General features: G+C 52.5%; 15 protein-coding genes and 1 other annotated feature. All 15 genes read left to right on the top strand.

Annotation, left to right across the window (positions count from 1 at the left end):
* Window positions 1-127, top strand: a 127-nt coding sequence (tuf, locus tag GXX34_10220; GenBank protein HHW07877.1) for an elongation factor Tu, incomplete at its 5' end; no start/stop codon positions are given.
* 166 nt (window positions 128-293) lie between these two features.
* Window positions 294-443 carry a 50S ribosomal protein L33 gene (rpmG, locus tag GXX34_10215; protein HHW07876.1) on the top strand — a complete coding sequence of 50 codons (150 nt, stop codon included), beginning with the start codon at window positions 294-296 and terminating at the stop codon, window positions 441-443.
* Between the two features lie 67 nt (window positions 444-510).
* Complete coding sequence (secE, locus tag GXX34_10210) at window positions 511-729, top strand: preprotein translocase subunit SecE (GenBank protein ID HHW07875.1); 219 nt, start codon at window positions 511-513, stop codon at window positions 727-729.
* 52 nt (window positions 730-781) lie between these two features.
* Window positions 782-1,306, top strand: a complete 525-nt coding sequence (gene nusG / locus GXX34_10205; GenBank protein HHW07874.1) for a transcription termination/antitermination protein NusG — start codon at window positions 782-784, stop codon at window positions 1,304-1,306.
* Window positions 1,307-1,351: 45 nt separating this feature from the next.
* Window positions 1,352-1,774, top strand: a complete 423-nt coding sequence (gene rplK, locus GXX34_10200) for a 50S ribosomal protein L11 (GenBank protein HHW07873.1) — start codon at window positions 1,352-1,354, stop codon at window positions 1,772-1,774.
* Window positions 1,775-1,826: 52 nt separating this feature from the next.
* Complete coding sequence (rplA, locus tag GXX34_10195; GenBank protein ID HHW07872.1) at window positions 1,827-2,522, top strand: 50S ribosomal protein L1; 696 nt, start codon at window positions 1,827-1,829, stop codon at window positions 2,520-2,522.
* Between the two features lie 21 nt (window positions 2,523-2,543).
* Window positions 2,544-2,702 (top strand) — a sequence feature (ribosomal protein L10 leader region).
* Window positions 2,703-2,724: 22 nt separating this feature from the next.
* On the top strand, window positions 2,725-3,258 hold the full coding sequence (locus GXX34_10190) for a 50S ribosomal protein L10 (GenBank protein HHW07871.1): 534 nt from the start codon (window positions 2,725-2,727) through the stop codon (window positions 3,256-3,258).
* A 41-nt stretch (window positions 3,259-3,299) separates the two neighbouring features.
* Entirely contained in the window at window positions 3,300-3,683 is a 384-nt protein-coding gene (gene rplL, locus GXX34_10185) for a 50S ribosomal protein L7/L12 (GenBank protein HHW07870.1), read from the top strand.
* Window positions 3,684-4,124: 441 nt separating this feature from the next.
* A complete protein-coding gene (gene rpoB, locus GXX34_10180; GenBank protein ID HHW07869.1) occupies window positions 4,125-7,586 on the top strand; it encodes a DNA-directed RNA polymerase subunit beta in 3,462 nt (1,153 codons plus the stop codon).
* A 54-nt stretch (window positions 7,587-7,640) separates the two neighbouring features.
* Window positions 7,641-11,156 (top strand): DNA-directed RNA polymerase subunit beta', encoded by a 3,516-nt coding sequence (gene rpoC, locus GXX34_10175; protein ID HHW07868.1) that lies wholly within the window; start codon window positions 7,641-7,643, stop codon window positions 11,154-11,156.
* Window positions 11,157-11,218: 62 nt separating this feature from the next.
* Entirely contained in the window at window positions 11,219-11,470 is a 252-nt protein-coding gene (locus GXX34_10170) for a 50S ribosomal protein L7Ae-like protein (protein HHW07867.1), read from the top strand.
* A gap of 73 nt (window positions 11,471-11,543) precedes the next feature.
* Window positions 11,544-11,921, top strand: a complete 378-nt coding sequence (locus GXX34_10165; GenBank protein ID HHW07866.1) for a 30S ribosomal protein S12 — start codon at window positions 11,544-11,546, stop codon at window positions 11,919-11,921.
* A gap of 17 nt (window positions 11,922-11,938) precedes the next feature.
* Window positions 11,939-12,409, top strand: coding sequence for a 30S ribosomal protein S7 (gene rpsG, locus GXX34_10160; protein ID HHW07865.1), 471 nt, complete (start codon window positions 11,939-11,941; stop codon window positions 12,407-12,409).
* A gap of 77 nt (window positions 12,410-12,486) precedes the next feature.
* Entirely contained in the window at window positions 12,487-14,565 is a 2,079-nt protein-coding gene (fusA, locus tag GXX34_10155; GenBank protein HHW07864.1) for an elongation factor G, read from the top strand.
* A 15-nt stretch (window positions 14,566-14,580) separates the two neighbouring features.
* Window positions 14,581-14,706, top strand: a 126-nt coding sequence (gene tuf, locus GXX34_10150; GenBank protein HHW07863.1) for an elongation factor Tu, incomplete at its 3' end; no start/stop codon positions are given.

Here is a 14,706-nt window from a genome sequence, read left to right as displayed (position 1 = left end):
CGGCGATAACGTGAAGATGTACATTGAGCTGATTACACCTATCGCCATGGAAGAAGGACTGCGCTTTGCTATTCGTGAAGGCGGTCGTACCGTCGGTGCCGGTGTTGTAAGTGCAATCCACGAATAGGATAAAAAAGACCGGGTTTCCGGTCTTTTTTATCTAAGCAGTGCCGGTCGTTAGACCCGGTTTAGGGCGAAAAGTCAACTCCTATTGACAGCGAAGGTGAATTATGCTAAAGTAGGCTAGGTAATGACTTGATGGCCGTAGGCTTGGATGTGGAGGTGGCAATAAGATGCGCGTTGGAGTCACTCTAGCTTGCACCGAGTGCAAAAGGAGAAACTATACCACCAATAAAAATAAAAAGAATGATCCTGATCGGCTGGAGTTGAGAAAGTACTGCAGTTTTTGCAAGACGCACACCTTGCATAGGGAGACTAAGTAACAACCCGGCATGGGAATCTTGGGTTGCTCAATATTAGTAAGTGGATGAAGTGTAAGGATGTGAGGAAATGGCCGTTAAAAGCGTGGCTAAACCGGCCAAGGTCCAAGAAAGAGCCGGTAAGTTTTTTCGCGGCGTTTGGTCGGAACTGAAAAAAGTGCACTGGCCGAATCGTAAAGAGACCGTTACGTACACCGGCGTTGTGCTGGTTTCGGTACTGATCGTGGCGTTGATGATTTGGCTGGTGGATTCTGTCTTCAGTTTCTTGCTGTCTCGCGTCTTGTCTTAGAGACAGTGACTAGTTGAAGGGGAAGGTCTTCTTAAGGGGTGACCTGCCGGTTATGGATAAACAATGGTACGTGATTCATACTTATTCGGGCTATGAAAACAAAGTAAAAACCAATCTGGAAAAGCGCGTCGCCTCCATGAACATGGAGGATAAGATTTTCCGGATTTTAGTACCTGTCGTGGACGAAATCCAGGTCAAGGACGGCAAAAAAAAGGTCACGAAGCGCAAAGTCTACCCGGGCTATGTGCTGGTGGAGATGAAACTGACCGATGAATCCTGGTATGTGGTGCGCAATACGCCGGGAGTAACGGGTTTCGTGGGGGCGGGTGCTAAACCGATTCCCTTGCATAATTCCGAAGTCGCCCAGATCTTGCGGCAGATGGGTATGGAAGAACCGAAGGCGCGCATTGATGTGGAAATTGGACAAAATGTGCGGGTCACCAGCGGTCCTTTTGAGAATTTTATCGGCACCGTGGATGAGATCAACCCCGAGAAAGGCAAAATTAAGGTTTTAGTTTCCATGTTCGGCCGGGAGACCCCGGTGGAGCTGGAATTTCATCAGGTAGAAAAGCTCTAGCCTGTTTTTCGTAGCGTGTTACTTAATCTTTAAGGAGGTGGAAACGTGGCCAAGAAAGTAATTGCAATGGTAAAATTACAGTGTCCTGCAGGTAAAGCTAACCCAGCACCTCCCGTAGGACCTGCTTTAGGTCAGCATGGCGTGAACATCATGGCTTTCTGCAAGGAATTCAACGAAAGAACGGCATCCCAAGCCGGGATGATCATTCCTGTGGAGATTACCATTTACGAGGACCGTTCTTTTACCTTTATTACTAAAACCCCGCCGGCCGCAGTTTTGCTGAAAAAGGCTGCCGGCATTGAAAGTGGCTCTGGGGAACCTAACCGGGTGAAAGTGGCCAAGGTCTCCAGGGACAAGGTGAGAGAAATCGCCGAGTTGAAGATGCAAGACCTTAACGCCGCTGATATTGAAGCGGCCATGCGCATGATTGAAGGTACGGCGCGCAGCATGGGTATTGAAATTGTCTAGGAATACGGTGGGAGGCATAAAGCCGTTTTTACCACAAGGAGGTTTAGGATAGATGCCAAAACGCGGGAAAAAGTACCAAGAAGCATTAAAGCTGTTTGATCGTTATGAGCTCTATGACCCTGACAAAGCATTGGAGCTGGCTAAAGCCACAGCTAAGGCTAATTTTGATGAGACCATTGAAGTATCCGTCAAATTAGGCGTGGATCCCCGTCATGCAGATCAGCAGGTACGGGGCACCGTGGTTCTGCCCCATGGAACGGGTAAAACCAGAACTGTGTTGGTTTTTGCCAAGGGAGAAAAAGCCAAGGAAGCTGAAGCAGCAGGTGCCGACTTTGTAGGAGCGGAAGAACTGGTTGAAAAAATTCAAGGCGGCTGGCTGGCTTTTGATGTGGCCATCGCGACGCCTGATATGATGGGTGTTGTGGGTAAACTGGGACGTATCCTCGGACCCAGGGGGCTTATGCCCAACCCGAAAACCGGTACCGTTACCTTTGAGGTAGCCAAAGCGGTACAGGAAGTGAAAGCCGGTAAGATTGAGTTCCGGGTGGATAAAACATCCATTGTGCACGCGCCTATTGGCAAAGCTTCTTTTGATTTAGATAAATTGGTGGAGAACTTTAATACGCTGATTGAAGCCCTGGTCAAGGCCAAACCGGCGGCAGCCAAGGGCCAATATCTGAGAAGTATTGCCGTCTCCGCCACTATGGGTCCCGGTATTAAGGTGAACCCCAATAAAGTGGGCAAGTAACCGGTTTAGGCTGATAATTTCATAAGTCAGTTGCTTCAACTGTAGACAGTAGGTGCTCGCAGCAGCTTAAAGGAGAGATCCGCCTACCGAGGTTAAGCACGAGAATGTAGATCGACGCTTCCTGCGATCTCATTTTGCCGTGAGCCTCTGCCTGTCTGCAGGGGCTTTTTTGTTGCGTACCACAGGAGAAGGAGGTGGAATCTTGAATAAACAGCGGCAGAAAAAGGAACAGATCGTGGCGGAAATCAGGGAGAAAATGGAGAATTCCTCCGCCATCGTTTTGACTGATTACCGCGGTCTCAATGTGGGCCAAGTGACCAAGATGCGGGCTGATTTGCGCAAAGCCGGGGTGGAGTTTAAGGTTTTGAAAAACACCCTCACCAGGTTGGCAGCCAGGGAAACCGGGCTGGAAGGGTTAGAGCCCTACCTGGAAGGCCCCACAGCCCTTGCTTTCAGCAAGGATGACCCGACGGCGCCGGCGAAGATCTTGATGAAATATGCCAAGGAGTTCAAGACCTTGGAGATCAAAGCCGGTGTGGTGGAAGGTAAAGTCATCGACCCGGCCGGCGTGAAAGCGTTGGCAGATCTACCCTCCAGGGAGGAATTGCTGGCGCAAGTCCTCCGGGGCATGCAATCCCCGCTGGCAGGTTTTGCCGGTGCTCTCAACGGGTTGCTTAGAAACTTTGTTTGTGTACTTGACGCAGTGCGTCAGAAGAAGGCGGAAGCCGAAGCTTAAAGAAAAAACAACCAAGTATATGATATTAGGAGGTAGACATAATGTCCAAAGTTGCTGAGGTTCTGGAAATTGTAAAAGGCATGACCGTATTGGAACTGGCTGAATTAGTGAAGGCTTTTGAAGAAGAATTTGGCGTTTCCGCAGCTGCTCCGGTAGCCGTCGCAGCCGTACCTGCCGCAGGCGCAGCAGCCGCTCCTGAAGCTCAAGAGGAGAAAACTGAATTCGATGTCATCCTGACTGCTGCCGGTGACAAGAAGATCAACGTGATCAAAGTTGTCCGTGAAATCACCGGGTTAGGCCTGAAAGAAGCTAAAGACCTGGTTGACAACGCACCCAAGCCGGTGAAAGAAAAGGTCAGCAAGGAAGAAGCTGAATCCATTAAGGCTAAGCTCACCGAAGCCGGCGCTTCCGTAGAAGTGAAGTAAGTTAGTTATGAGGCCCTCTTTGAGAGGGCTTTAATTATTTCAGCGGCTCCCCTTCGATGCCCGGGGGTTTAACCTGGCTTTTAGGTCGGGTGCTCCGGCCGGTTGGGGGGCGGGTCCCTTCATCCGGTGCGGCTGCCGGGCCGGCACCGGCAGCGCCTGGTCTTAAGACTGAAGCTGTCTTCCCCACAGGCTTTTTCAAGTAGGCTAGAAAAATAGTTGACAAACATTACTAATCATGCTAATATTATAAAATGGCACTTCAGGCAAGAAAATTCTACCTGCTAACTGGCATAAGCTGATAGAATTAGGCAACAATAGGAAGGAAGAATAAGGCAGCTTAAGATTAGAGCGAGGTTTTGCAAGCATGATTGCGCCTTGCTTTTAGATTCTTGTATCTGCCTTGAAAATGGAATCATTTTCAGATCTTTCGGGGGTGAAGGTATGCCATATCCTGTCAAAGTAGGCTTGCGAGAACGCTGGTCCTACGCCAAGATCGATGAAGTTCTTGACATGCCTAACCTGATCGAAGTCCAGAAGCAGTCTTACCGGTGGTTCATCGAAGAAGGATTAAAGGAAATGTTCGATGAGATTTCCCCGATTCAGGACTTCACAGGGAATCTGGTGCTGGAGTTTGTCGATTATTCTCTCGGCCAACCCAAGTACGATGTGGAAGAATGCAAGGAAAGAGACATGACCTACTCCGCACCGTTGAAAGTCAAAGTAAGGCTTATTAACAAGGAAACCGGCGAGGTGAAAGAACAAGAGGTCTTCCTGGGGGATTTTCCCCTCATGACGGAGAAAGGTACCTTCATTATTAACGGTGCCGAACGGGTAATTGTCAGCCAGCTTGTTCGTTCGCCCGGTGTTTATTATACAGAACAATATGATTCCAGCGGAGTCAAAATATTCGGTGCTACCATCATTCCTAACCGGGGCGCCTGGTTGGAATTTGAGAGTGACGTGAACAAGATTGTTTACGTCCGCATTGATCGTACCAGGAAGATACCGGCCACGGTCTTGGTACGGGCCTTAGGGTATGGCTCCAATAGCCAAATATTGGAATTATTTGATGAAGATCCCAGCATCCAGCTGACCTTGGAACGGGACAGCTGCGACAATGAAGAAGAAGCGCTGGTGGAGATTTACAAGCGCCTCCGTCCCGGCGAGCCTCCGGCCGTGGAAAGTGCGCGGACTTTATTGGAAACCCTGTTTTTTGACCCGAAAAGATACGACCTGGGTAATGTGGGTCGTTACAAGCTGCACAAGAAGCTGGAGCACGGTATCCTGTTTAAAGAGAATGAAGATGGCACTAAAGATTATATTCGTCACCTGACCAAGGAAGACATCATCGCTGCCCTGAAATATTTCCTGGCTCTCATGAAAGGAGAGAAGGAGCCGGATGACATAGACCATTTAGGCAACCGCCGTCTCCGTTCCGTGGGCGAACTGCTGCAGAACCAGTTCAGGATCGGGTTGTCCCGCATGGAACGGGTGGTCCGGGAACGGATGACCATTCAGGATGTGGAAGTAATCACGCCCCAGGTGCTGATCAATATTAGACCTGTGGTGGCGGCGATTAAAGAATTCTTCGGTTCCAGCCAATTATCCCAGTTCATGGATCAAACAAACCCCCTGGCGGAGCTGACTCATAAAAGACGTCTCAGTGCCTTGGGTCCCGGCGGTTTGAGCCGGGAACGAGCCGGCTTCGAAGTGCGGGACGTGCACCACTCTCACTACGGCCGCATGTGTCCCATTGAAACACCGGAGGGTCCCAACATCGGCTTGATCGGCTCCCTGAGTACTTATGCCAGGATCAATGAATTCGGCTTCATTGAGACCCCTTACCGGAAAGTGGATAAGGATACCGGCATTGTGACCGATGAAATTGTGTATTTAACTGCTGACGAAGAAGATAAATACGTGATTGCCCAAGCCAATGCTCCCCTGGACGAAAACGGGCGTTTTATCAAGGATCGGGTGAATGCCCGGTACGGCAGTGAAATCATCGTGGTGCCTGTGGAACAAGTGGATTTCATGGATGTGACCCCGAAACAGGTGTGGAGCGTGGCCACGGCCTTGATTCCCTTCTTGGAACATGATGACGCTAACCGGGCTCTCATGGGCGCCAACATGCAGCGGCAGGCGGTGCCCCTTTTGAAAACTGAGGCACCCCTGGTGGGTACCGGCATGGAGTGGAAAACCGCCCGGGATTCCGGTGTCGTGGTGCTGGCGAAAAACCCCGGCTTGGTGGAAAAGGTCACTTCTAAGGAAATCGTCGTGCGCACCGATGACGGCGGGGTGGACAAATATAAACTGCTGAAGTTTGCCCGTTCCAACCAAGGAACGTGCATCAACCAGAAACCCATTGTCAAGAAAGGACAGCGGGTGGAGAAGGGCGACGTGATCGCTGACGGTCCTTCCACCGACATGGGAGAACTGGCCCTGGGTCGTAACGTGCTGGTGGCTTTTATGACCTGGGAAGGTTACAACTACGAGGACGCCATCCTCATCAGTGAAAAACTGGTGAAGGAAGATATCTTTACTTCTATTCATATTGAAGAATACGAATGTGATGCCAGGGATACCAAATTGGGTCCGGAAGAAATCACCCGGGATATTCCCAATGTGGGCGAGGATGTCTTAAAGGATTTGGATGAGCGGGGTGTCATCCGGGTCGGTGCCGAAGTGCGTCCCGGCGATATCCTGGTGGGTAAGGTTACCCCCAAGGGGGAAACGGAACTCACGGCCGAGGAAAAGCTGTTGCGAGCCATCTTCGGCGAGAAGGCCCGGGAGGTGCGGGATACCTCCCTCAGAGTGCCCCACGGCGAAAGCGGCAAGATTGTGGATGTCAAAGTTTTCTCCAGGGAAAACGGAGATGAACTGGCTCCCGGCGTGAACCAGCTGGTCCGTGTCTATGTGGCTCAGAAGCGGAAGATTTCCGTCGGCGATAAAATGGCGGGACGGCACGGTAACAAAGGGGTTATTTCCCGGATCCTGCCGGAGGAAGATATGCCTTTCCTGCCGGATGGGACACCGGTGGAGATTGTCCTCAATCCCCTGGGTGTGCCTTCCCGGATGAACATTGGACAGGTACTGGAGACCCACATGGGCCTGGCCGCCAAAGCCCTGGGCATCCATGTGGCCACGCCTGTGTTTGACGGCGCCTCGGAAGAGGATATTCAAGACGCACTGGTGAAAGCAGGCTTCGAGCCCACCGGCAAGATGAGGCTGCGGGACGGCCGCACTGGCGAGTACTTTGATAATGAAGTGACCGTAGGTTACATGTACATGCTGAAACTGGCGCACCTGGTGGACGACAAGATCCATGCCCGCTCTACCGGCCCCTATTCCCTGGTGACCCAGCAGCCTTTAGGCGGGAAGGCCCAGTTCGGTGGGCAGCGTTTTGGAGAGATGGAAGTATGGGCCTTGGAGGCTTACGGTGCCGCTTATACATTGCAGGAAATCCTGACCGTCAAGTCCGACGACGTGGTAGGACGGGTTAAGACTTACGAGGCTATTGTCAAGGGCGAAAACGTTCCGGAGCCGGGAGTGCCCGAGTCCTTCAAGGTATTGATTAAAGAACTGCAGAGCTTGGGGCTTGATGTGAAAGTATTATCGGAAGAGGATAAGGAGATCGAAATCCGCGAGGAGGTAGAAGATGTCGCCGAGGCCGTCAAAGATTTAGGTTTTGACCTGGGCGAAGGCTCCTCCGAAGCGGCGGAAAGGAAAACGGGAGACGGGTTGGAAGACGAGCCCCAGGAGGATATGGAAGAAGAGGATTTTGACAGCTTGGCCATTCCCGAGCTGGAACCTGACGGCGATCTGGACTTTCTCGATGAGGACTTTGACAGTAGCAGCTTAATCGATGAATTCGACGAACCGTTCTATGATGACGAAGACTAAGCAGGCGAAGCGGTAGCGAAGACGACTTATTCTAACGGAAGGGAGAGAGGCTTGTTGCTGGACGTAAGTAATTTTGACCGGATGCGGATCGGTCTGGCTTCCCCTGAACAGATCAGAGCCTGGTCTAGCGGTGAGGTCAAAAAACCGGAGACCATCAACTACCGCACCCTAAAGCCCGAAAGGGACGGTCTCTTTTGCGAGCGGATCTTCGGCCCCACCCGGGACTGGGAATGTCACTGCGGTAAATACAAGCGGATTAAATATAAAGGGATTATTTGTGACCGGTGTGGCGTGGAGGTTACCCGCTCCAAGGTGCGCCGGGAGCGGCTGGGTCACATTGAACTGGCCGCGCCGGTGTCCCACATCTGGTATTTTAAGGGGATACCCAGCCGCATGGGATTGATCTTGGATATGTCTCCCCGTTCCTTGGAAAAGGTCCTGTATTTTGTGTCCTATGTCGTCATCGATCCCGGTCAAACGCCCTTGATGAAAAAGCAGCTGCTGACGGAAACAGAATACAGGGAATACCGCGAGCGCTACGGCAATCGTTTTGTGGCAGGTATGGGTGCTGAGGCCATCAAGGCCCTGCTGGATGAGCTGGACCTGGATGAACTGAGCGCCGAGCTCAGGAAGGAACTGAAGGATGCTACTGGGCAGAGGAAAATCAGGGCCATTCGCCGCTTAGAAGTGGTAGAAGCCTTCAAGAACTCCGGGAATCATCCCAGCTGGATGATCCTGGAAGTTATTCCCGTGATCCCGCCGGAACTCCGTCCCATGGTCCAGTTGGACGGCGGCCGGTTTGCCACCTCGGATCTAAATGATCTCTACCGCCGGGTGATTAACCGGAATAACCGGCTGAAAAGGCTGCTGGATCTGGGCGCACCTGATATCATTGTCCGCAATGAAAAGAGGATGCTGCAGGAAGCCGTGGACGCCCTCATCGATAACGGGCGGCGCGGTCGTCCCGTGACGGGGCCCGGCAACAGACCCTTAAAATCCTTAAGCGACATGCTCAAAGGTAAGCAAGGGCGGTTCCGCCAGAACCTCTTGGGTAAGCGGGTTGACTATTCCGGCCGGTCGGTGATTGTGGTCGGGCCGGAACTGAAGATGGACCAGTGCGGCTTACCGAAGGAAATGGCCCTGGAGCTCTTCAAGCCCTTTGTGATGAAGAGACTGGTGGACAAGGGCCATGCCCACAATATCAAGAGTGCGAAACGGATGGTGGAAAGGGTCCGGGACGAGGTCTGGGATGTACTGGAGGAAGTCATCAAGGATCATCCGGTGCTTTTGAACCGGGCGCCTACCCTCCACCGCCTGGGCATTCAGGCTTTCGAGCCGGTACTGGTGGAAGGCCGGGCCCTGCAGATTCACCCCCTGGTCTGTACCGCTTACAACGCCGACTTCGACGGGGACCAGATGGCTGTTCACGTGCCGCTGTCGGCGGAGGCCCAAGCGGAAGCCAGGCTGTTGATGTTGTCGACCCACAACATTTTGAACCCGAAAGACGGGCGTCCGGTGGTCACCCCGACCCAGGACATGGTGCTGGGTTCCTATTACTTGACCGCGGTCCGGCCCGGCGCCAAAGGGGAAGGCAAGGTCTTCCGGGATTATCATGAAGCATTTTTGGCTTATGATTCCGGCTGCGTGGATCTGCAGGCGTTGATTAAAGTGAGGATGAACGGTGAACTGGTAGAAACCACCGTGGGCCGCTTGATTTTCCATTATGAAACCCCCATTCCGGCCGAGTTGGGATTCCAAAATTATGAAATCGGGAAGAAGCAGTTAGGTGAGATCGTCGCCAGGTGCTATAACCTGTTGGGGGAAGAGGCGACGGCAAGGATGCTGGACGGGATCAAGCGACTGGGTTTCCATTACTCGACCAAGGCCGGCATTACCATCGGTATCACTGACATTGTGATCCCGGAAGCCAAGAAGGATATCCTGTCCCAGACGGAGGAGCAGGTAGACCAAATCGAAGAACAATACCGCCGGGGCTTGATTACCGATGAAGAAAGGTACCAGTCGGTGATTCGCCTGTGGAATAAGGCCACGGAACAAGTCACCCAGCGCCTGCTGGACGCCCTTGACAAATTCAACCCGGTCATGATGATGGCTCATTCCGGCGCCCGGGGTAATATCCAGCAAATCCGCCAGCTGGCCGGTATGCGGGGATTAATGGCGGATCCCTCCGGTAAGATCATTGACTTGCCGATTAAAGCGAATTTCCGGGAAGGGTTGACCGTTCTGGAGTACTTTATTTCCACCCACGGCGCCAGGAAAGGATTGGCAGATACGGCTTTGAGAACCGCCGACTCCGGTTACTTAACCCGCCGGTTGGTGGACGTGGCCCAGGACGTCATCGTCCGGGAGGAAGACTGCGGTACCGATGACGGCATTATCGTCACGGAGATTACCGATGATAAGGAAGTCATCGAAAGCTTGCGGGAGAGAATCACCGGGCGCTATGCCGCGGAGGACATCATCCACCCGGAAACGCAAGAGGTGATTGTGCCTGCTAATAAGGCCATTTCCGAACAAGCGGCCAGAGCCATCGAAGAGGCAGGCATCAAGGAAGTGAAAATCCGCTCGGTACTCACCTGCCGCACCCGCTACGGGGTTTGCTCCAAGTGTTACGGCAAGAACCTGGCCACCGGCCGTTCCGTGGAAATCGGCGAAGCCGTGGGTATTATCGCCGCCCAGTCCATCGGGGAACCCGGTACCCAGCTGACCATGAGGACTTTCCACACCGGCGGTGTGGCCGGTGATGACATCACCCAAGGTTTGCCGCGGGTGGAGGAATTGTTTGAAGCCAGGAAACCGAAAGGCCAAGCGATTATTGCCGAAGCCAGCGGTGTGGTGGAAGTCAACATTAATAAAGGACGCCGGGAAATCATCATCACTACCGACGATGGCGAAAAAGTCGTCAACCAGGTGCCGTACGGTTCGCGGCTCAAAGTAGATACCGGCGACCGGGTGGAGGCCGGCGACGAGTTAACCGAGGGTTCCGTTAATCCCCATGATTTGCTGAAAGTGAAAGGGATCCGCGGTGTCCAGACTTATCTTTTAAGAGAAGTGCAGCGGGTTTACCGGATGCAAGGGGTGGACATCAACGACAAGCATATTGAAGTGATTGTGCGGCAGATGCTGCGCAAAGTCAAAGTGGAAGACGCCGGGGATACCAAGCTTTTACCGGGCAGCCTCATCGATGCCTTTGAATTCGAAGATGAAAACCGCCGGGTCATGGAAGAAGGCGGTGAACCGGCGGTAGCCAAACCGGTTCTCCTGGGGATTACGAAAGCCTCCCTGGCCACGGATTCTTTCCTGTCGGCGGCGTCCTTCCAGGAAACCACCAGGGTCCTGACGGAAGCTGCCATCAAAGGGAAAGTGGACCCGCTGATCGGCCTGAAAGAGAACGTGATCATCGGCAAATTGATTCCGGCCGGTACCGGCATGAGTCGTTACCGCCAACTGCAAGTTATTACTGAAGAAGAACCACTGGAAAATGCAGCTGAGGGTGAGGAAGTGCCGGCAGCCGGCGCCGAGATGGAAAAGGCGGCAGCTCAACCTTGACATGATTATTAGCCCATGATATTATATTCAAGTGTGCGATTACCAAAGGAGGACTGTTTTGTATGCCTTTGGAGAGAATCAAACAGGCCAAGAAAATTACCATCGGTACAAAACAGACCATGAAAGCGGTGCAAAAAGGTGCGGCGAAGGCGGTTTTCGTTGCCCGGGACGCCGATGATCATGTGGTGGAACCTCTTTTGAAAATGTGCGAAGAAAGATTAATCGAAGTGGTCACCGTGGATACGATGGCGGAATTGGGCAAAGCCAGCGGCATTCAGGTGGGAGCGGCTTCAGTGGCCATCATTGAGGAGTAAGTGAGACGGCTGGCATTAGCAATAATGCCAGCCCTTGAGAATTTTTATTGCTGACCGGAAGGGGGTGTATCACATGCCAACGATCCAACAACTGGTGCGCAAAGGAAGGCAGAGTCTGGCGGACAAATCTACCGCTCCGGCTTTACGGGGATGCCCGCAAAAGAGGGGTGTGTGCACGAGGGTGTATACTACTACCCCGAAAAAGCCTAACTCGGCCTTGAGAAAGGTAGCAAGGGTTCGTCTGTCGAACGGCATTGAAGTAACTGCTTATATCCCCGGTATTGGGCACAACCTGCAAGAGCACTCAGTGGTACTCATTAGAGGCGGACGGGTAAAAGACCTGCCAGGTGTCCGTTACCATATTATCAGAGGCACATTGGATGCAGCCGGTGTGCAAAACAGGCTGCAGGGTCGTTCCAAGTACGGAGCCAAGAGACCGAAGAATAAATAGTTAAAGGGGGGAAAACAATGCCGCGCAGAGGAAATGTTCCCAAGCGAGAAGTCTTGCCGGATCCCGTTTATCAAAGCACGGTTATTACTAAGGTCATCAACCAGATCATGCTTGACGGCAAGAAGAGCATAGCGGAAAAAATCTGCTATGGTGCGCTGGATATAGTGAGCCAAAAAACCGGCAAACCCGCTATGGAAGTTTTTGAACAGGCCCTGAAAAACATCATGCCGGTGTTGGAAGTTAAGGCGCGCCGGGTGGGCGGTGCCAACTACCAGGTGCCGGTGGAAGTCCGGCCGGAACGCCGTCAAACCTTGGCGATTCGCTGGTTGGTAGGTTACGCCAGGCAAAGAAGCGGCAAGAGTATGCAGGAAAAATTAGCTGCAGAAATTCTTGATGCTTATAATAATACCGGTGGAGCCGTGAAGAAGAGAGAAGATACCCATAAAATGGCGGAGGCCAACAAGGCTTTTGCTCATTATCGCTGGTAACTGCGGCAACTTAGGGCCGGGTTCCGGCGATCCATTATCACTGCCGGAACCAAGTTGTGGCAGAAGGAGGAATAAGTGTGGCGAGAGAATACCCGTTAGAGAAAATCAGAAACATCGGCATTATGGCCCATATTGACGCAGGTAAAACAACAACTTCCGAGAGGATCTTGTTTTATACCGGAAAAGTGCATAGGATAGGAGAAGTTCACGATGGTGCCGCCACCATGGACTGGATGGTACAGGAGCAAGAACGCGGTATCACCATTACTTCTGCTGCTACAACTTGTTTTTGGAGAGACCATCAAATCAATCTCATAGACACGCCAGGACATGTGGACTTCACGGTAGAAGTGGAACGCTCCTTGCGTGTCCTTGACGGTGCCATTGCTGTGTTTTGTGCCGTGGGAGGCGTGGAACCCCAGTCGGAGACTGTCTGGCGGCAAGCCGACAAGTACGGTGTACCCCGGATTGCCTACATCAACAAGATGGACCGGGTGGGTGCCGACTTTTTCCGCGTGGTCGGGATGATTGCCGAGCGGTTGAAAGCGAACCCCGTTCCTATTCAACTGCCCATCGGGGTGGAAGATGCTTTTCGCGGTGTGGTTGACCTCATCAGCAGGAAAGCGGTTATCTATGTTGATGATTTAGGGACCAGAAGCGAAGTAAGCGAGATTCCCGCAGATATGGTTGACCTGGTGGAAGAGTACAGGGAAAAGCTTTTGGAAGCGGTAGCGGAAGTAGACGAAGAATTGATGGTCAAGTACCTGGACGGTGAAGAAATCACCGAGGAAGAAATCAAGAAAGCCATCCGGCGGGCTACCATTGAAGTGAAGATGATTCCGGTGCTCTGCGGTTCTTCCTTCAAGAATAAAGGAGTGCAGCCCTTGCTGGACGCCGTGGTGGATTACCTGCCTTCCCCCCTGGATATACCTGCGGTGAAAGGTTTTGAGGTAGACACCGGTGCCGAAATCCACCGGGCCGCTGGGGATGATGAGCCCTTTGCCGCTCTGGCCTTTAAAATCATGTCCGATCCCTATGTAGGAAAGCTCGCTTTCTTCCGTGTCTATTCGGGCACTTTGGAAGCAGGGTCTTATGTATATAATGCTACCAAGGGTAAAAAGGAACGTATCGGGCGCTTGCTGCTGATGCACGCCAATCACCGTCAAGAAGTCTCCAAGGTTTCGGCAGGAGAAATTGCAGCAGCTGTCGGTTTGAAATTTACTACTACCGGAGACACCTTATGCGATGAAAAGCAACCTGTTCTCCTAGAATCCATGGAGTTTCCGGAACCAGTTATCGATGTGGCCATTGAGCCGAAAACCAGGGCAGATCAAGATAAATTGGGTCTGGCCCTCGGGAAACTCAGCGAAGAGGACCCGACTTTCAAAGCCCACACGGATCCCGAAACCGGGCAGACGATTATTTCCGGGATGGGAGAACTGCACTTGGAAATCATTGTGGACCGGTTGTTGCGGGAGTTCCATGTGGACGCAAATATCGGCCGCCCGCAGGTGGCTTACCGGGAAACCATTCAAGCTCCCGCCAAGGCGGAAGGTAAGTTCATCCGCCAGACCGGCGGCCGTGGCCAATACGGTCATGTTTGGCTGGAAGTTGAGCCCTTGGAAAGAGGAGCCGGTTTTGAGTTTGTGAACAAGATTGTGGGCGGTGTGGTGCCTAAAGAATACATCCCGGCCGTGGAACAAGGGGTCAAGGAAGCGATGCAAGTCGGTGTGGTAGCCGGCTATCCGGTGACGGATGTGCGCGTGACCATTTATGACGGTTCCTATCACGAGGTGGACTCCTCGGAAATGGCCTTTAAAGTCGCCGGTTCCATGGCCTTTAAGGCGGGTGCCGCGAAAGCGCAGCCGGTGCTCTTAGAACCGATTATGAAGATTGAAGTGACTGTGCCCGAGGAATACATGGGTGACGTGATCGGTGACATTAATGCCCGGCGCGGCCGGATTGAAGGTATGGAGCCGCGGTACGGGGTGCAAGTGATCAGGGGATATGTGCCCCTGGCAGAAATGTTTGGTTATGCCACCGACCTCAGGTCAGCGACCCAAGGGCGCGGCAATTATGTGATGCAGTTTGATCATTACGATATCGTGCCTAAGAATATTGCCGACGAGATTATTGCGAAAAGACAAGGACGCTAAAGGAGGATATTAACAGTGGCAAAACAAAAGTTCGAAAGAACGAAACCCCACGTTAACGTTGGTACGATTGGACACGTAGACCACGGTAAGACCACCTTGACTGCAGCCATTACCAATATTTTGGCGAAGTTCGGTCAAGCG

The organism is Clostridia bacterium, assembly GCA_012840125.1.
In the GTDB taxonomy this organism is placed as follows: domain Bacteria; phylum Bacillota; class DULZ01; order DULZ01; family DULZ01; genus DULZ01.
The sequence above is the reverse complement of the archived record's forward strand: the minus strand, read 5'-3'. Positions and strand labels throughout refer to the sequence as shown.